Origin of the sequence: Pseudomonas sp. 11/12A, assembly GCF_000800055.1 — a bacterium.
Classification (GTDB): domain Bacteria; phylum Pseudomonadota; class Gammaproteobacteria; order Pseudomonadales; family Pseudomonadaceae; genus Aquipseudomonas; species Aquipseudomonas mohnii.
This window is the reverse complement of the sequence record NZ_JUGV01000001.1, coordinates 6,637,344-6,655,500: the sequence shown is the minus strand read 5'-3', so window position 1 is coordinate 6,655,500 and position 18,157 is coordinate 6,637,344. Positions and strand designations below refer to the sequence as shown.

13 protein-coding genes are annotated in these 18,157 nt (G+C 60.3%); 3 read left to right on the top strand and 10 right to left on the bottom strand.

Annotated features, from left to right (window positions below; translation table 11 throughout):
- Window positions 1-93: 93 nt before the first annotated feature.
- Window positions 94-4,779, top strand: coding sequence for a membrane-targeted effector domain-containing toxin (locus GQ39_RS30420; RefSeq protein ID WP_047538167.1), 4,686 nt, complete (start codon window positions 94-96; stop codon window positions 4,777-4,779).
- 119 nt (window positions 4,780-4,898) lie between these two features.
- On the opposite strand, the gene guaA is transcribed toward GQ39_RS30420, so the two are convergent.
- The 8 genes from guaA to GQ39_RS30380 all read right to left on the bottom strand — a co-directional run bounded on the left by guaA (window position 4,899) and on the right by GQ39_RS30380 (window position 12,369).
- A complete protein-coding gene (gene guaA / locus GQ39_RS30415) occupies window positions 4,899-6,476 on the bottom strand; it encodes a glutamine-hydrolyzing GMP synthase (protein WP_047538165.1) in 1,578 nt (525 codons plus the stop codon).
- 126 nt (window positions 6,477-6,602) lie between these two features.
- Window positions 6,603-8,072 (bottom strand): IMP dehydrogenase, encoded by a 1,470-nt coding sequence (guaB, locus tag GQ39_RS30410; protein ID WP_047538163.1) that lies wholly within the window; start codon window positions 8,070-8,072, stop codon window positions 6,603-6,605.
- A 244-nt stretch (window positions 8,073-8,316) separates the two neighbouring features.
- The gene (locus GQ39_RS30405) at window positions 8,317-8,865 is read right to left on the bottom strand and encodes a hypothetical protein (protein ID WP_047538160.1); all 549 of its coding nucleotides are present in this window, start codon (window positions 8,863-8,865) and stop codon (window positions 8,317-8,319) included.
- A gap of 184 nt (window positions 8,866-9,049) precedes the next feature.
- Window positions 9,050-10,231, bottom strand: coding sequence for a formate-dependent phosphoribosylglycinamide formyltransferase (purT, locus tag GQ39_RS30400; RefSeq protein ID WP_047539338.1), 1,182 nt, complete (start codon window positions 10,229-10,231; stop codon window positions 9,050-9,052).
- 100 nt (window positions 10,232-10,331) lie between these two features.
- Window positions 10,332-10,799: a VUT family protein gene (locus GQ39_RS30395; protein WP_047538156.1), complete on the bottom strand. Its 468-nt coding sequence runs from the start codon at window positions 10,797-10,799 to the stop codon at window positions 10,332-10,334.
- Between the two features lie 178 nt (window positions 10,800-10,977).
- Window positions 10,978-11,193, bottom strand: a complete 216-nt coding sequence (locus tag GQ39_RS30390) for a DUF1289 domain-containing protein (RefSeq protein ID WP_047538153.1) — start codon at window positions 11,191-11,193, stop codon at window positions 10,978-10,980.
- A complete protein-coding gene (locus GQ39_RS30385) occupies window positions 11,190-11,714 on the bottom strand; it encodes a gamma carbonic anhydrase family protein (RefSeq protein WP_047538150.1) in 525 nt (174 codons plus the stop codon). Before GQ39_RS30385 ends, GQ39_RS30390 begins: the two co-directional genes overlap by 4 nt.
- A gap of 55 nt (window positions 11,715-11,769) precedes the next feature.
- The gene (locus tag GQ39_RS30380; RefSeq protein WP_047538148.1) at window positions 11,770-12,369 is read right to left on the bottom strand and encodes a CoA pyrophosphatase; all 600 of its coding nucleotides are present in this window, start codon (window positions 12,367-12,369) and stop codon (window positions 11,770-11,772) included.
- Window positions 12,370-12,516: 147 nt separating this feature from the next.
- On the opposite strand from GQ39_RS30380, the gene GQ39_RS30375 reads away from it, so the two are divergent.
- Together GQ39_RS30375 and GQ39_RS30370 are read left to right on the top strand one after the other, a co-directional pair.
- Complete coding sequence (locus tag GQ39_RS30375; RefSeq protein ID WP_047538145.1) at window positions 12,517-13,065, top strand: NUDIX hydrolase; 549 nt, start codon at window positions 12,517-12,519, stop codon at window positions 13,063-13,065.
- A 50-nt stretch (window positions 13,066-13,115) separates the two neighbouring features.
- Window positions 13,116-13,619: a L,D-transpeptidase family protein gene (locus GQ39_RS30370; RefSeq protein ID WP_047538142.1), complete on the top strand. Its 504-nt coding sequence runs from the start codon at window positions 13,116-13,118 to the stop codon at window positions 13,617-13,619.
- Window positions 13,620-13,766: 147 nt separating this feature from the next.
- Here the strand turns inward: GQ39_RS30370 and cutA are convergent, their stop codons facing one another.
- Both cutA and purL read right to left on the bottom strand, forming a co-directional pair.
- On the bottom strand, window positions 13,767-14,078 hold the full coding sequence (gene cutA / locus GQ39_RS30365) for a Nif3-like dinuclear metal center hexameric protein (RefSeq protein ID WP_047538138.1): 312 nt from the start codon (window positions 14,076-14,078) through the stop codon (window positions 13,767-13,769).
- 20 nt (window positions 14,079-14,098) lie between these two features.
- Window positions 14,099-17,995: a phosphoribosylformylglycinamidine synthase gene (gene purL, locus GQ39_RS30360; protein ID WP_047538136.1), complete on the bottom strand. Its 3,897-nt coding sequence runs from the start codon at window positions 17,993-17,995 to the stop codon at window positions 14,099-14,101.
- Between the last annotated feature and the right edge of the window lie 162 nt (window positions 17,996-18,157).

The window sequence follows — 18,157 nt, the reverse complement described above, 5'->3', positions numbered from 1 at the left end:
CCGCACACCCGCTGTGGGCATAACTATGTAGTGCACTTGCCTCGAAAAAACCGGCCATCCTCGACATCCCGTTATCTCATGGAAAGAGAGCGCATGAACCCGAACGAAACACAGCCGCTGCCCAATGCCGCCGACAAAGCCGCGCTCAAGGCGATCGCCACCACCGTCATCCAGACGTGCCCAAGCCTGCAAGACACGGCGCACGAAGTCGCCAGCGACTTACTGAAAAAATCCGGCATTACCGACCTCGATCCCGATCAGGTGTACTTCCACCGTTTCGACACAGCCGAAAGCAGTTCCAAAGCTTTCACCGGTTGGGAGCACGTCCCCGCCACGCTGACATCCACCATGACCCTGACGCAGTTGGTGATCCAGCGCTTTCGCGTCGGCGACCAGGACAACGCTGACCTGCTGGACGTCTATTCAGGCTTTTATACCGCTGGCCCGAAAGCCGCGAGGTTCAACGAAACCAACGAAGTACGCCTGCACGGCAACGAGGTGCTGAAGGCGTTCTGGGACATCGATTTCAGCACGCTCTATACCAACAAGTTGACTGCGTTCTGGAAGCAGTCCGGCACCGACTTCCGAACCCTGGCCAAATGCAATTTTCTGATACAGGCCGTAAAAGCCAGGGACAAACGGCAGTTGAGCGACGATGACTTCCAGTTCGTCACAAACGCCGTGATGGGACCGATCAACTGGCCCGTCGACCTGCAAATGCTGCGGGCTCAACACCCTTGCGCCGACAGTGTTCGGGCTCTGGACGTCGACGGATACGTGGCCACCAATATCCTGCGTTTTGTCGCGCCCAAGGGTCGCCAGATCGTGTACATGCCCGGTGAAACCGTCGCTTTCAAAGTGCTGGAAACCGCGACGGACATGCACTACTGGATGTTGCAGCAGATGAACGAAGAAGGCGCTCGCCAGGGCTTCATGACCCACTTTTCCCTGGCTGATCGTCAGGCCATCGACAAGAACATCACCGATATCATGAACCGGCTGGTGAGTACCTGGGGCAAGTACGACCATCACCTGATCAATCAAAAAAACCAGGTCATCACCGGCGACGCATTCAGCTGGTTGAGCAACTCGACCCAAAACGCAATGTTCGCCGAAGCCGAACTCTCGCTGACGTCCAATGGCGATCTGCGCAAGAAACTGTGGATCGGTTACCTCAGTGCCGGATTAAAAGTATTTGGCCCCATGGCGGTGGTCGGTTGGCCGATTGCCCTGCCGGTGGTCGGCGCCAGTATTGCCAGCCTGGGCTTGAACATCGATCAGGCAGTCAATGGCAAAACCGCCGGGGATCGCAAGGCCGGCGTTCTTGGCGCCGTGTTCAGCGGCATCGATTTGCTGTTCAACCTCCTGATGCTCAAAGGCCCGGGATCGCTGGAGGAAATCGGCCCCGACATCGAAGCAGCCGAAGCCAGGGAAATGGCCGATCTGGTTGAATCAACCACCCCTGCCGAAACCGCCGGATCGAAGGTCAAACCCATTGAAGGAGCATCAGAGGCTGTCACGGGCTCGACTGAGGGCAGGCCAGCGCCAGCGGTGCCGGACGCCTTCAGGATTAATGAAGTGCTCAGCGACAATGCCCTGGTGCGTGAGCCAGGCAAATTCGAGGGTACGTATCGGCTCGCCTCGAATCCTTCGTCCGCCATCAAACTCAACGGCAATGCCTATTACGTGCGCTATGAAAACAGCCTCAACGGGCGAGGATACTGGGCGATCATCGACCCGGCCAATCCCGACGCCTTCGGGGATTCGATTCCAGTACGGTTTGTGAATGATTCGGGAGAATGGGAAGTCGTTCCAAAACTGGGCCTCAGAGGCGGGATGCAAGCACCGGCCGTCTCCTCCCCCGCCGTCGAGGAATGGTCACAACGACCAGGCGTTCACGTGCCGGGGCTTGACGACCCTGAAATGAGGGCATGGGCGCTTGGCGGACCCGACGTCCGCAGCCCGTTCAGACGGATCTGGTCAGTGGCCGGCATCGACGTGCACAGCGTACTCATGTCCGATGCCGGCGAAGAGGTCGTCACGCTCAGCGAATTCGAGATGGCCCAGGAAGAACCTCGTCGCAACCTGATCAGCGACGCCAAGGCCTGGTACGAGCTTCACCCACCGACGCAGAGCCAACCGGCACTCTCTGCACAAGCGTTTGCCACGCCCGGCGAACTGTTTGAAACGGCCTACGCGAAAAAACCGGGCCTGGTCGTCGGCGAGAGCCGGGGCAGCATCGGCAGCAAACAGTTCCTCATCGAAAACATGCCAACGCTCGCTCAAAAGGGTGTGAAGACTCTGTACCTGCAGGAGCTGCTGGCCAACGTCAATCAACTCGAACTGGACACCTTTGCGCGCACCGGTGAAATGCCTGCCGAGCTGGAAAACTACCTGAACAAACTCGACATCAAGGCCGGCAACGACCCCACAGGCGAATTCAATCTGCTGGCGCTGGTCAAAGCCGCCAACGCCCAAAAGATCCGGGTGCAGGCCCTCGACATGTCGACGACCTACAACATCAACAAAGAAGCGATTGACTGGGAATCCGGCTACCAGATGGCCAGGAGTTTTTTTGCCAGCGAGGTCATCCGGTTCAACGAAGCATTAAAAGAGCCGGCCAAATGGATTGCCTTGGTCAATCAGGAAAACATGGCGACATTCAGAGGCTATCGCGGCATCAGCGAACAGACCGACGCCCTGAGCATTCGTATCGGTGAGGTAGCGCCGGGGCAAGCGCAACCCATCAACACCGATCCGGGGTTGGCTGTGGAGCATGCGGACTATCCGGATTCCCCGGTTTTTTACGTATCGGATGGCATGGACTTCGACAGCGTCCATGCACTGATCAAAGGTGACGTGCTCGTGCAGGTGGAAACTCTATGGGCATACAGGTCCCCGCAACAACTGCGAGCGCTGTTGCCTGAACCGGGGATGTTCACCTTTCAGCGCTACCGCAGCAGCGTCCTTGTGGTATATCGCAATGCCAACAACGGGATGGCAGACAGCGTCATCAGATCCACGCCGGGTGGACGGCTGAATCTGGATACCCCGCTTCGCCCAGCCTACGAGTCCATGACCGTGGACAACCTCGAAGAGCTCAAGCAAGCGTTGGTTGCAAAGGGCATGAAGCCCATGGGCTGGCCCGCCGAACTGGCAACTGAACTCGATTCGTCCTTGTCAGAAACCACTCACCCCATCGAGATACCGGATCACTGGCAAGCCAATGAACTGCTTGAGGGGCGGACACCCGTGAGTGATGCCGGAAAATTCCAGGGCATCTATCAACTCGACTCCAACCCCTCCAGCGCGATCTTGCTCGATGACATGGCCTACTACGTGCGTTACGAAGCCGATCCCAACGGAGGCGGCACCTGGGCCATCATCGATCCTGAAAATCCCAACGCATTTTCAGGTTCCCTCCCGGTGCGCCTCAATGCCGAGGGTCAATGGGAGCTGACGCCCAGAGGCGGGCTCAAGGGGGGTGGCAACCGGCATCCGGGAGGGTCTCGCGCTTCAGCCTCCGCGCCTGCTCCGGCTTCGCCCCCTGTTCAAGAACCATCACAGGCCATCCCGCGCCGCCCTGCCACGCAATACGATGCAGCTAACCGATTCCGTGTCAGACAAGTTGCGATGGGCCAGAAAGAAACCCATGTCAAAGTGGTCCGTCAGCCAGACGGCAGCTTTCGCACAGAGCCCACTTACGAGAAATACATCGCGGCCCCGCGCGCCAAGCTGTCGCAAGACGCCCGTCAATTCTTTTCCCGCAGTGAATTCACCGCCTCATTACCTCCTCGTCCTCCGCTTCCTGGCGTGACGCCAGCAACCACTGCCGAAGAATTGATTCCAAAGGTATTTAAAGCGGCACCGGGCCTGGTCATCGGTGAAAGCCAGGACCGCATTGGCAGCATGCGGTTTCTCATTGAGAACATGCCGGCCCTGGCCCAACAGGACGTCAAGACGATCTATTTCCATCGCCTGCTCAACGATTTCAACCAAGTGGAGCTCGATCAATTTTTCGAGAGCGGGGCAATACCCGATGATCTCAGGGTGTATTTGCAAAAACTGAAAAGCGATCCCACCGGGAGATTCACCCCGCTTGAAGTGGTCAAGGCGGCTCAACAAAATAACATTCGGATTCAGGCAACCGACTGCCTGGCCAGTTACCGTTACCCCGGCTCATCACTCCCCGACATGCATGAGCAAGCCATCAAGACCTACCTTACCCACACCATCATGGAGGCCGACAAAACGATCAACGGAGCAGGAAAATGGGTAGTGCTGACGGACCAGGAAAACGTCAACACCTTTCGCGCAATGCCCGGGATCAGCGAAATGCAGGGCGGTATTGGCTTGCGCATCGAAGAAGTGCTGCCGGAAGAAAGCCTGCTGATTGAAACCGATCGAGGCGTCGAAGTGGGCCGCGGTTTTGCAGACCAGCCCGAGTCCACCGGCGGAAATTACGACACCCTGCACGCTGACTTGAGCTTGCAGATGCCACTGCCGTTGCTCGAAAGGACGCCGGAGGAATTGAGCCGGATGTTATTCAGGCAAGGCATGTTCACGTTTCAGAAATCGAACGGTAGCTGGGCGCTGTTCCATCGCAGCAGAGACGGCCAAGTGGTCCGAACAGCGGTCGAGCGCACGGCTGATGGCAGCTACCTGATCCATCGCCCCGCCTGGACCGAAGTGCATCAAGTGCCTTACGCCAGCATCGACGAGCTGTCCTGGGGTCTTAGCCGTATGGGCATGAACCTCCAGGGGCGCGTGCCGGTGTAACTCATCGGCGGATTCACTGTGGGACTCAACCCCTGAAACGCAAGAAGCCCCCGATCTCACGATCGGGGGCTTCTTTTGTCGCTATCGTTAAGAGCCTGTGTTCACAGGCTCAATTACGATCATTCCCACTCAATGGTCGCTGGCGGCTTGCTCGACACGTCGTAGGTGACGCGAGAGATGCCTTCGATTTCATTGATGATGCGACCGCTGACGGTTTCCAGCAGTTCGTAAGGCAGGTGTGCCCAACGCGCGGTCATGAAGTCGATGGTTTCCACGGCACGCAGGGCCACGACCCAGGCGTAACGACGGCCATCGCCGACCACGCCAACCGATTTCACTGGCTGGAACACCACGAAGGCCTGGCTGACCTTGTGGTACCAGTCGGCCTTGCGCAGTTCTTCGATGAAGATGTGGTCGGCGCGACGCAGCAGGTCGGCGTATTCCTTCTTCACTTCACCGAGGATCCGCACGCCCAGGCCCGGGCCCGGGAACGGGTGACGGTAGACCATGTCGTACGGCAGGCCGAGTTCCAGGCCCAGTCGACGGACTTCGTCCTTGAACAGCTCGCGCAGGGGTTCAACCAGCTTGAGGTTCATTTCTTCCGGCAGGCCGCCCACGTTGTGGTGCGACTTGATCACGTGGGCCTTGCCGCTCTTGGCGCCAGCCGACTCGATCACGTCCGGGTAGATGGTGCCCTGGGCCAGGTACTTGATGTTGTCCAGCTTGCAGGATTCGGCATCGAACACGTCGATGAAGGTGCGGCCGATGATCTTGCGCTTCTTCTCTGGATCGCTTTCGCCAGCCAGGTTGTTAAGGAACTGGTCTTCAGCGTTGGCGCGGATCACCTTGACGCCCATGTTCTCGGCGAACATGGCCATCACTTGCTCGCCTTCGTGCAGGCGCAGCAGGCCGTTGTCGACGAACACGCAGGTCAGCTGGTCGCCAATGGCCTTGTGCAGCAGCGCGGCAACCACCGACGAATCCACACCACCGGACAGGCCGAGCAGCACGTTGTCGGTGCCGACCTGGGCACGCACCTGGGCGATGGCGTCTTCAGCGATTTTCGACGGGGTCCACAGGGCTTCACACTCGCAAATGTCGAGGATGAAGCGCGACAGGATACGGCCGCCTTGCTTGGTGTGGGTCACTTCCGGGTGGAACTGCACGCCGTAGTAACGACGATCGTCGCTGAACATGCCGGCGATCGGGCAGCTTGGGGTGCTGGCCAGGATGTGGAAGTCTTCCGGCATCTTGGTGACCTTGTCACCGTGGCTCATCCACACGTCGAGGCCGAACAGGCCGTCGGCGTCGATGTGGTCTTCGATGCCGTCGAGCAGGCGGCTCTTGCCGACCACGTCTACGCGGGCATAACCGAACTCACGCAGCTCGGAACCTTCTACCTTGCCGCCCAGTTGCTCGGCCATGGTCTGCATGCCGTAGCAGATACCGAAGACCGGTACGCCCAGGTCAAAGACAGCTTGCGGGCAGCGAGGGCTGTTGGCTTCGTGCACGGACTCGGGGCCACCGGCGAGGATGACGCCTTTCGGAGCGAATTCGCGAATCGCTTCCTCGTCCATGTCGAACGGATGCAGTTCGCAGTACACACCGATTTCGCGAACGCGACGGGCGATCAGCTGGGTGTATTGGGAACCGAAGTCGAGGATCAGGATGCGGTGAGCGTGAATATCGAGGGCCATGGGAGAGACTCTGAAAAGCAGTTGCAAGCTTCAAGCTGCAAGCTGCAAGTAATCGGAAGCCGCGCGGTAACTGCATTAACTCAGCACCGCTTGCGGCTTATAACTTGTGGCTTTTAGCTGTCGGCGTCAGCCGACTCGATAGTTTGGCGCTTCTTTGGTGATCTGCACGTCGTGAACGTGGGACTCGGCCATGCCAGCGCCGGTGATCCGCACGAACTCAGGCTTGGTGCGCATTTCTTCGATGTTGGCGCTACCGGTGTAGCCCATGGAAGAACGCAGGCCGCCCATCAGTTGATGGATGATGGCGCTCAGGCTGCCCTTGTACGGAACACGCCCTTCGATGCCTTCCGGAACCAGCTTCTCGGCGCCTGCCGAAGAGTCCTGGAAATAACGGTCGGAGGAGCCTTGAGCCTGGGACATGGCGCCCAGCGAACCCATGCCGCGGTAAGCCTTGTACGAACGGCCCTGGAACAGTTCGATCTCGCCCGGCGCTTCTTCGGTACCGGCGAACATCGACCCCATCATCACGCAGGAGGCACCGGCAACGATGGCCTTGGACAGGTCACCGGAGAAACGGATGCCGCCGTCGGCGATCAACGGAACGCCAGTGCCTTCAAGGGCAGCGGCGACGTTGGCGATGGCACTGATTTGCGGGACGCCGACACCGGCGACGATACGGGTGGTGCAGATCGAGCCAGGACCGATACCGACCTTGACCGCGTCAGCGCCGGCTTCGGCCAGGGCCTTGGCGGCAGCGCCGGTGGCGATGTTGCCGCCGATGACCTGCACTTCAGGGAAGTTCTGCTTGACCCAGCGAACGCGGTCGATCACACCTTTGGAGTGACCGTGGGCAGTGTCGACCACCACCACGTCAACACCGGCGCTGACCAGGGCCGCGACGCGATCACCGGTGTCTTTACCGGTGCCGACGGCGGCGCCAACGCGCAGACGACCTTGATCGTCCTTGCTGGCCAGCGGGTAAGCCTTGGCTTTTTCGATGTCGTTGACGGTCATCATGCCTTTGAGGGCGAACTTGTCGTCGACGATCAGCACGCGCTCGATGCGGTGCTTGTGCAGCAGTTCGCGGACGTCGTTCTTGTTGGCGCCTTCCTTGACCGTGACCAGACGCTCTTTAGGCGTCATCACTTCACGGACGCGGGCGTCCAGACGGTTTTCGAAACGCACGTCACGGGAGGTGACGATGCCGACCAGGTCGCCATCGTGCAGCACTGGAACACCGGAGATGTTGTGCATGCGGGTCAATTCGAACAGTTCACGCACCGTGGCGTCAGCCTCGATGGTGATCGGGTCCTTGACCACGCCGGCCTCGTAACGCTTGACCTTGCGGACTTCGGCAGCTTGCTGCTCGATGGTCATGTTCTTGTGGATGATGCCGATACCACCTTCCTGAGCCATGGCAATTGCCAGACGGGCTTCAGTGACGGTGTCCATGGCAGCGGAAACCAGTGGGATATTCAGCTCGATGCCACGGGTAAGGCGGGTCTTGAGACTGACTTCGTTAGGAAGCACCTCGGAATAACCAGGCACTAGGAGAATGTCGTCGAATGTCAGAGCTTCTTGGCTGATACGCAGCATCGCGGGGGCTCCCGAGCGGGAAAATGGAAGCGCGCCATTATAGTCAGACACCCCCTCGGGTTCAATGTAAAACTCTGTCTATTATCAATGTGGTGATCGACGGGGCATCTAACGCCGTAAATCTATGTAGGAGCGAGCCTGCTCGCGATGGACTCAAGAACGCCGCGGGGAACCAGACTCCCCGCGTTATCGTTAACGACCATCGTCGGAACGCCGCCCGGAGCCGGCTCGCTCCTACACGTGTTCAAAGTTCGACTTTGACCCAACTGACAGGCTGGTCGAGCCAGTCGGCAAACTCGTCGAGAAAGCTCTGCTTGAACCCGGCCTCGGCCCAGTTGTTGAAGATGAAGCCCAGGTTGGAAAAGCCGCATTCCTGCAGGAACAGAAAACCGTTGATGTCGTCTTCGTGCCCGCATTCCGGACAAGTGAAGTTATCGGTACGCCCCGGCATCCAGTCTTCCAGACTTTCGAACAAGGCCTCACCCACCTCCTTGCGACACTCGGCACAACCCGCCTCGCCAAGAAAACCCTTGGCCGGTGTGTAAATGCAGCGCTTGGTCACGATCTCCAGACCGTTGATCTGTTCGCCAAACGGCAGGGCTTCGGGGTGCAGGACCACGTCGCGGGCGCCCTCGGCGATGGCGTGGGCCATGCGGTTGCCGGTGCGACCGCAGGTGGTCAGTTCTTCCTTGATGATGTTCTTGCGCACCAGCCAACGCACAATCGCCCGGGCCCGGGGCTCGTGTACCGGCAGGGTGGAGATTTTCGGGACGATGATGCTTTGGGAATTCATGGGTACAGGCCTGGAGCATTGATAAATGACCTGTAGGAGCGAGCCTGCTCGCGATGGACTCAAGAACGCCGCGGGGAACCTGATTCCCCGCGTTATCGTTAACGACCATCGCGAGCAGGCTCGCTCCTACAGGTAAAGCATTGGCGCGATGCCCATAGAAGGTATAGGCCCGCCAGCGAGGTTTTTACAGTTCCACGACCACCGCCTGCGACGCACGGGTCGCCTTGGCGCGAGCGGCTTCGATCGACTCATCGCGAGCCAATGCCACGCCCATGCGGCGCTGGCCGTTGACTTCAGGCTTGCCGAACAGACGTAGCGCGGTATCCGGCTCGCTCAACGCGGCGCCCAGGTTGGCGAACGCGGTCTGGGTCGACTGCCCTTCCACCAGGATCACCGCCGAAGCCGAAGGCCCGAACTGACGGATCAATGGAATCGGCAGACCCAGAATCGCCCGGGCGTGCAGGGCGAACTGCGACAGGTCCTGGGAAATCAGCGTGACCAGACCCGTGTCGTGCGGGCGCGGCGACACTTCACTGAACCACACCTGATCGCCCTTGATGAACAGCTCCACGCCAAACAGACCACGGCCACCCAGGGCTTCGGTCACGGCTTTGGCCACGCGCTGGGATTCAGCCAGGGCAATCGGGCTCATGGCTTGTGGCTGCCAGGATTCCTGGTAGTCGCCCTTCTCCTGACGATGGCCGACCGGCGCGCAGAACGTGGTGCCGCCAACATGGCGCACGGTCAACAGGGTGATTTCGTAATCGAAGTCGATGAAACCTTCGATGATCACTCGGCCTTTACCGGCGCGGCCGCCTTCCTGGGCGTAATCCCAGGCGTCCTTCACGTCATCGACGCTGCGCAGCAGGCTCTGGCCCTTGCCCGACGAGCTCATGACCGGTTTCACAACGCACGGAAAACCGAGGTCTTCGACCGCTTTGCTGTAATCCTCGAAGGTGTCGGCGAAGTGGTAAGGCGAGGTCGGCAGGTCCAGCTCTTCGGCGGCCAGGCGACGGATGCCTTCACGGTTCATGGTCAACTGCGCGGCGCGCGCGGTCGGAATCACGGTGAAGCCTTCGGACTCCAGCTCAACCAGGGTCGCGGTGGCGATGGCTTCGATTTCCGGCACGATGAAGTGTGGCTTCTCGGCTTCGATCACCGCACGCAGGGCGGCGCCATCAAGCATGTTGATCACGTGGCTGCGATGGGCAACCTGCATGGCCGGTGCGTTGGCATAACGATCCACGGCAATCACTTCAACGCCCAGGCGTTGCAGCTCGATCACCACTTCCTTGCCCAGCTCACCACAACCACACATCAATACGCGGGTTGCAGTCGGCGACAATGGAGTTCCGATACGGGTCATCTGAAGGTCCTCAAAGGAGCGGATCATCAAGGATACGGCGCAATACGCGCGATCCATGGGGAGAAAGCGCGGCATTTTACATGAACCGCAGGGTTTGGCTTCAGCTGACGACGGCCTGTTTGCGCAAGCGCCAGGCCATGATCAGCCACACGGCGGTGACCCCGGCGAACTTCGAACCCAGGGCGGTGAGGATCACACCCGGGGTCAGCGCACCGATCATGCCGAAGAAAATGAAGGTATCGAGGGGAATGCTCAGGGCCGAACTTATCCACAGGCGATCATGCAGCGGACGCTTGGTGACGCTGAACACCAGCCAGTCAATGCACTCGGAAACCGCGAACGCCGTGGCGCTGGCCAGGGCAATGGACGGATCGGAGGTGATATAGGACAGCACCAGCGCCGCCAGCATGGCTGCGATGGCACCATGACCGAAGCGGGTTTGCACCATGTCGCGCAATACGAACACCAGACCACCCCAGGCCGACCAGATGATGTCCAGGTGCGGCGCGGTAGAAAAGGCGTAGTTGATCAGCACGACGCTGCTGATGTAGGCGATGAGGAAGAGCATGGTGCGTGGGACTACCTGTCAATTTTGTGCGCAGGATACTGTAGGAGCGAGCCGGCTCCGGGCGGCGTTCCGACGATGGTCGTTAACGATAACGCGGGGAGTCTGGTTCCCCGCGAAGCTCTTCAGTCCAACGTCGGAACGCCGCCCGAAGCAGGCTCGCTCCTACAAGGGGCCCGCCTCATTTGCCCGATTTTGTGCCGATCATCCACACCAACCCACTGGCCTTGGCTCGCTCATGACACAAGCCCAGCACCGTGCGGCGTTCGTCGTTGGTCATGCGGCTCCAGCGGGTAATCTCTTCGACCGAGCGCTGGCAGCCCGTGCAGATGTCATCGTCGTCCAGCGCACAAATATTCACGCAGGGCGATGACACAGGGCGTTCGGTGGTGGTCATTCTTCCTGCTCAACCAGATCGCGGGCGTAACGCTGGGCGTTATGCACGTAGTGAGCGGCGCTGGCCTCAAGCATTTTCTTCTGCGGTTCGGTCAGTTCGCGCACCACTTTGCCAGGCGAGCCCATGACCAGCGAACCATCCGGAATTTCCTTGCCTTCGCCAATCAGCGAGTTGGCGCCGATGATGCAGTTCTTGCCGATTTTCGCACCGTTGAGAATGACCGCGTTGATGCCGATCAGGCTGTAATCGCCCACGGTGCAGCCGTGCAGCATGGCATTGTGGCCAATGGTCACGCCGGTGCCGATGGTCAGCGGGTAGCCCATGTCGGTGTGCATCACGGTACCGTCCTGGACGTTGCTGTTCTTGCCGATCAGGATCAGCTCGTTGTCGCCCCGCAGCACAGCGTTGAACCAGACGTTGGCGCCCTCCTCCAGTTTGACCTTACCCACCAGCACGGCATTGGGCGCGACCCAGCTCTGTGGGTGGGTCTCGACACGGGCGTCGCCCAGGCGGTATTTCATTGTGTTGTCCTCAAGGCTCAGGCAGCGGCGTGTTCAGGCCATTCGAGTGATGGCATCAGGTATTGATAAAGCTTTTCGGCGGTTGATGCAGGCTGATTTTGGCGTCATAGAGCAGGTTGATCAACTCGACGATCATGATCGCCGTCAGCCCCCAGATCTTGTATTCGCCATAGCGATAACTCGGCACGTACCAGCTGCGGCCCTGATAATCGATGCGGTGGGTATGTTCGCGCGGGTCCTTGCGGAAGAACTCCAGGGGCACGCTGAACACCGCGGCAATCTCGGCATCGTTGGCCTGGTATTCGACGAAGTCGGGAATCACCCCGACATAAGGGGTGACCTTGATGCCGTGCAGGGAAATCAGCGGGCTGAGCGGGCCGATCACTTCGACCAACCCTGGCGGCAAACCAATCTCTTCTTCGGCTTCGCGCAGTGCGGTGAAAATCAGGTCGGGGTCTTCGGGGTCGCGTCGGCCGCCGGGAAAGGCCACCTCGCCGCCGTGGGTCGAGAGTCCGCTGGCACGCAAGGTCAGCAGCAGTTCCGGCTCGTCACTGCGGGTGATGGGCATCAGTACGGCGGCCTCGGGGAAACGTCGGTCGGTCTCCAACGTGCGCGGTGTGTGGTTGCTTACCCGATGCAGTAGCTCGTCCAGCATGAGTGTTCTCGATCTGTGCCTTACCCTGCATCATGCACCAATCGCCTCGGTCGCCCAACCCCCCGGAGAGCGGCGTGTCGCGAAACGACAACTTGCCGACAGACACCGCCGCACGCCAAGATAGGCGCAGCATTCAGGAACTCAAGCATGAAATTTTGCAGTCAGTGCGGCAACCCGGTGACCCAGCGCATTCCCGAAGGTGATTCGCGCCTTCGCTTCGTTTGCGACAGCTGTCAGACCATTCATTACCAGAACCCCAATATCGTCGCCGGTTGCGTGGCGACCTGGGGCAACAAGGTATTGCTGTGCCGACGCGCCATCGAGCCACGCCTGGGCTATTGGACCCTGCCCGCCGGCTTCATGGAAAACGGCGAGACCATCGAGCAGGCGGCGATTCGCGAAACCGCCGAGGAAGCCTGCGCCCGGGTGCGCAACCTGAGCATCTACACCCTGATCGACGTGCCGCACATCAACCAGGTGCATGTATTTTTCCGCGCCGAACTGGCGGACCTGAACTTCGCCGCCGGCCCTGAAAGCCTGGAAGTGCAATTATTCGACGAAGTCGACATTCCTTGGGATGAGCTGGCTTTCCGCACGGTGGGCCGTACCTTAGAATGCTTCTTCGCTGACCGGCGGGCCGAGGTCTACCCCGTGCGGTCCGAATCGATCCCGCCGCTCGCTCAGCCTGCCAACTAAAAAAACATCTATAAATGAATAGTCGCGACACCTTTTGGGGAATCGTTTCAATGCGCTGGTTGCTTGCCCTGTTTTGCTTGTCTTTCATCACGGTATCCCAGGCTTCTGCCGTGGAAACGCTGAACGGCAAGGTCATCGAGAAAGTCCTGGTTCTCAAGTCTGCTCATCAATTGCAATTGATCAATGACGGCAAGCCGATCAAGACCTATCGCATTTCCCTGGGCAAAAACCCCAGGGGGCCGAAACTGATGGAGGGCGACAAACGCACGCCGGAGGGTTTCTACTGGATCGACTGGCGCAAGACCAGCAACAACTTCAATCTGGCGATGCACATCTCTTACCCGAACATCACTGACTCTGCCCGCGCGCGCCGCGAAGGTGTCGCGCCAGGCGGCATGATCATGATCCACGGCACCCCGGATACCGAAGACACCCCGGAAGACCTGTTCCACACCCTGGACTGGACCGACGGCTGCGTGGCCATGCGCAACAGGGACATGCGTGAAGTCTGGAACCTGGTGCCGGATGGCACGATGATCGAGATTCGTCCGTAGCCCTGTACCGAGGGAGCCTGCTCCCTCGGTACAAAAGCCTCCCTGGGTCGATACTGCGCTGACCTGCAGGATCGCAAGTGAATACAGGCAACAAAAAACCCGCTGAAATCGCTTTCAGCGGGTTTTTCATTTCAGCAGCCTGGAAGATCAGAAATCCTCCAGCCGCCACACCTCATAAGCCGGTGTCTCGTAGGGATGGCTGTCTTTCAAGGCAGCCACCACCGAACGGATCAACTCATCGGCCACGACCAGCTCAACCTTCCATTCCTCGGCCTGTTCGACCTGCCCTGCCTCACCCAGGAACGGCTGACTGCCCTCCAGTGGACGAAACTGGCCTTGGCCCAACACCTGCCATGCGCAGTGATCGTAAGCGCCGATCCGTCCGCCACCGGCGGCGAATACGGCACTTTTGACCACTTCGACATGGCTGTCGGGAACAAAAAAGCTGAGCTTGTACACGGCCCTTAGTCCACCCGCTCTTAGTTCACCCACACGCGCGCATTACGGAACATGCGCATCCAAGGGGCGTCTTCGTTCCAGTCATCCGAGCGCCACGAGTTCTGCACGGCGCGGAACACGCGCTCCGGGTGCGGCATCATGATGGTCACGCGACCGTCGCGGCTGGTCAGACCGGTGATCCCGCGCGGCGAGCCGTTCGGGTTGGCCGGATAGTTTTCGGTGACCTTGCCGTGGTTGTCGACGAAACGCATGGCTACGCAACCGGACAGATCGGCTTCCAGCAACGCTTCTTCGCTGGCGAACTCGGCATGGCCTTCGCCGTGAGCAATGGCGATCGGCATCCGCGAACCGGCCATGCCTTGCAGGAAGATCGAGTTCGACTCCTGGATCTGCACCATCGCCACACGGGCTTCGAACTGCTCGGAACGGTTACGCACAAAGTGCGGCCAGAACTCGCTGCCCGGAATCAGCTCGTGCAGGTTGGACATCATCTGGCAACCGTTGCACACGCCGAGGGTGAAGCTGTCGTTACGCTCGAAGAAGCCCTGGAAGGCATCGCGGGCACGGCTGTTGAACAGGGCCGACTTGGCCCAGCCTTCACCGGCACCCAGTACGTCGCCGTACGAGAAGCCGCCGCAAGCGACCAGGCCCTTGAACTCGTTCAGGTCGACACGGCCGGCCAGAATGTCGCTCATGTGCACGTCGATCGCGCTGAAACCGGCACGGTCGAACGCCGCCGCCATCTCCACCTGACCGTTGACGCCCTGCTCACGCAGCACGGCAACCTGTGGGCGAATGCCTTTCTTGATGTAAGGCGCGGCGACGTCCTGGTTGACGTCGAAGCTGAGCTTGACGCTCAGGCCCGGGTTGTCTTCTTCCAGGATCACGTCGAACTCTTGCTCGGCGCAGTCGGCGTTATCACGCAGGCGCTGGATCTGGTAGCTGGTCTCGGCCCACTGGCGTTGCAGCAGGCGGCGTTGACCTTCGAACACGGTGTCGCCATTGAAGACGATGTCGATCTGACCGTTGTTGATCGGCTGCCCGATCACCGCCACGCATTCAGCCAAACCAGCCGCACTGAACTGTGCGAGTACGCTTGGCGTCGCGTCCTGACGCACCTGGATCACTGCGCCCAGTTCTTCGTTGAACAGGATGCCGTTGATCTCGGAGGCATCCTCGGCAACGCTGTCGAGCACCAGGTTCAGGCCGCAGTGACCGGCAAAGGCCATCTCGACCACGCTGGTCAGCAGACCACCGTCGGAACGGTCGTGGTAAGCCAACAGGTGACCGTCGGCGTTGAGGCCCTGGATCACAGCGAAGAAAGCTTTGAGGTCTTCGGCGTCATCGACGTCCGGGGCCTGCTTGCCCAGCTTGCCGTGGGTCTGGGCGAGGATCGAGGCGCCCATGCGGTTCTGGCCGCGGCCCAGGTCGATCAGGATCAGATCGGTGGTGCCCTTGTCCATGCGCAGTTGCGGGGTCAGGGTCTGACGGATGTCAGTCACTGGCGCGAAACCGGTCACGATCAGGGACATCGGCGAAGTGACAGCCTTGTCCACGCCTTCATCGTTCCAGCGCGTGGCCATGGACATCGAGTCCTTGCCCACCGGAATGGTGATGCCCAGCTCAGGGCACAGCTCCATGCCGACCGCTTTCACGGTGTCGTACAGACGCGCGTCTTCGCCCGGGTGACCGGCAGCCGACATCCAGTTCGCCGACAGCTTGATGTCGGAGATCTTGGCGATGCGCGAGGCCGCGATGTTGGTCAGGGTTTCGCCGATGGCCATGCGGCCCGACGCCGGAGCGTCCAGCAGCGCCAGCGGAGTGCGCTCGCCCATGGCCATGGCTTCACCGGTGTAGACGTCGAAGCTGGTGGCGGTGACGGCAACGTCGGCCACCGGAACTTGCCACGGGCCGACCATCTGGTCACGGGCCACGAGGCCGGTGATGGTGCGGTCGCCGATGGTGATCAGGAAGCTTTTGCTGGCCACGGCCGGGTGATGCAGTACGCGCTCGACGCACTCGCCGATATCGAGGGTCGACGGATCGAAATCGTCGCCCACCTCGTTTTCACGCACCACCGAACGGTGCATGCGCGGGGCCTTGCCCAGCAGCACTTCGAGCGGCATGTCCACCGGGCTGTTGCCGAAGTGGCTGTCGGTGACAGTCAACTGCGGTTCAGCAGTAGCTTCGCCGACCACGGCGAACGGGCAACGCTCGCGTTCGCAGATCGCCTTGAAGCGCTCGAAGTCAGCCGGGCCAACCGCCAGAACATAACGTTCCTGGGATTCGTTGGACCAGATTTCGTGCGGGGCCATGCCCGGCTCGTCGTTTGGAATGTTGCGCAGTTCGAAACGGCCACCACGATCGCCGTCGTTGACCAGTTCCGGGAAGGCGTTGGACAGACCGCCCGCCCCCACATCGTGAATGAAGCTGATCGGGTTCTTGTCGCCCAGTTGCCAGCAACGGTCGATGACTTCCTGGCAGCGACGCTCCATCTCAGGGTTTTCACGCTGTACGGAAGCGAAGTCCAGGTCCGCCGAACTGGTGCCGGTGGCCATGGAGGAAGCCGCGCCGCCGCCCAGACCGATCAGCATCGCCGGGCCGCCGAGCACGATCAGCTTGGAGCCAACGACGATTTCGCCTTTCTTGACATGTTCTTCACGGATGTTGCCCATGCCGCCGGCCAGCATGATCGGCTTGTGGTAACCGCGAACCTCATCACCGTGCGGGGTGGAGATGGATTGTTCGAAGGTACGGAAGTAACCGGTCAGTGCCGGACGGCCGAATTCGTTGTTGAACGCCGCGCCGCCCAGAGGGCCTTCGATCATGATGTCCAGCGCGGTCACGATGCGCTCAGGCTTGCCGTATGGCACTTCCCATGGCTGTTCGAAGCCCGGGATCTGCAGGTTCGATACGGTGAAGCCGGTCAGGCCAGCCTTCGGCTTGGCACCGCGACCGGTTGCACCTTCATCACGGATCTCGCCACCGGAACCGGTGGACGCGCCCGGGAACGGAGCAATCGCGGTCGGGTGGTTGTGGGTCTCGACTTTCATCAGGATGTGCACCGGCTCCTGCACCGCGCCGTACTGGCGGGTTTCAGGGTCCGGGAAGAAACGACCGGCCACGGAGCCGACGATCACCGATGCGTTGTCCTTGTAAGCCGACAGAACGCCTTCGCTGTGCATCACGTAGGTGTTCTTGATCATGCCGAACAGGCTTTTTTCCTGGCTCTCGCCGTCGATGTCCCAACTGGCGTTGAAGATCTTGTGACGGCAATGCTCGGAGTTGGCCTGGGCGAACATCATCAGTTCGATGTCGTGCGGGTTGCGCTGCAAGCCGACGAAGGCGTTGACCAGGTAGTCGATTTCGTCTTCCGCCAGGGCCAGGCCCAGCTCGGTGTTGGCTTTTTCCAGCGCGGCGCGGCCACCACCCAACACGTCGATCGCGGTCAGGGGCTTGGGTTCGGCGTGGCTGAACAGGCCGGCAGCCTGTTCGAGGTTGCCCAGGACGATCTGGGTCATGCGGTCGTGCAGCACATCGGCAATCAGCTGTGCTTCTGCGTCGCTGAACTGGCCGGCAACGTAGAACGCAATGCCGCGCTCCAGGCGCTGGATCTTGGTCAGCCCGCAATTGCGAGCGATGTCGCTGGCCTTGCTCGACCATGGCGAAATGGTGCCAAACCGCGGCAACACCAGAAACAGACGACCGGTCGGCTCCTGGACCGGAACGCTTGGACCGTATTTCAGAAGGCGCGCAAGCACCTGCTGTTCGTCGCCGGTCAGGACGCCGGTAACTTCGGCGAAGTGAGCGAATTCAGCATACAGGCCACTGACAGCCGGGACCTTCTGGCTCAGTTGCTCAAGGAGTTTGCTGTGGCGAAAGGCAGAAAGGGCAGGAGCGCCGCGCAGGATCAACATCTTCGGGACAGCCTCGGGAAGGGGTGTGCTTTGAGGCCGTGCATTCTAGCCTAAACAGCCCGCGACATCACCCGAAACGCTACGCACGGTTGCACCCGGACGTCGGAGCGGGTGTCCGACCGGAAAACCGGCGCCGATCGGGGCGCTCGGCTCGAGTTATTT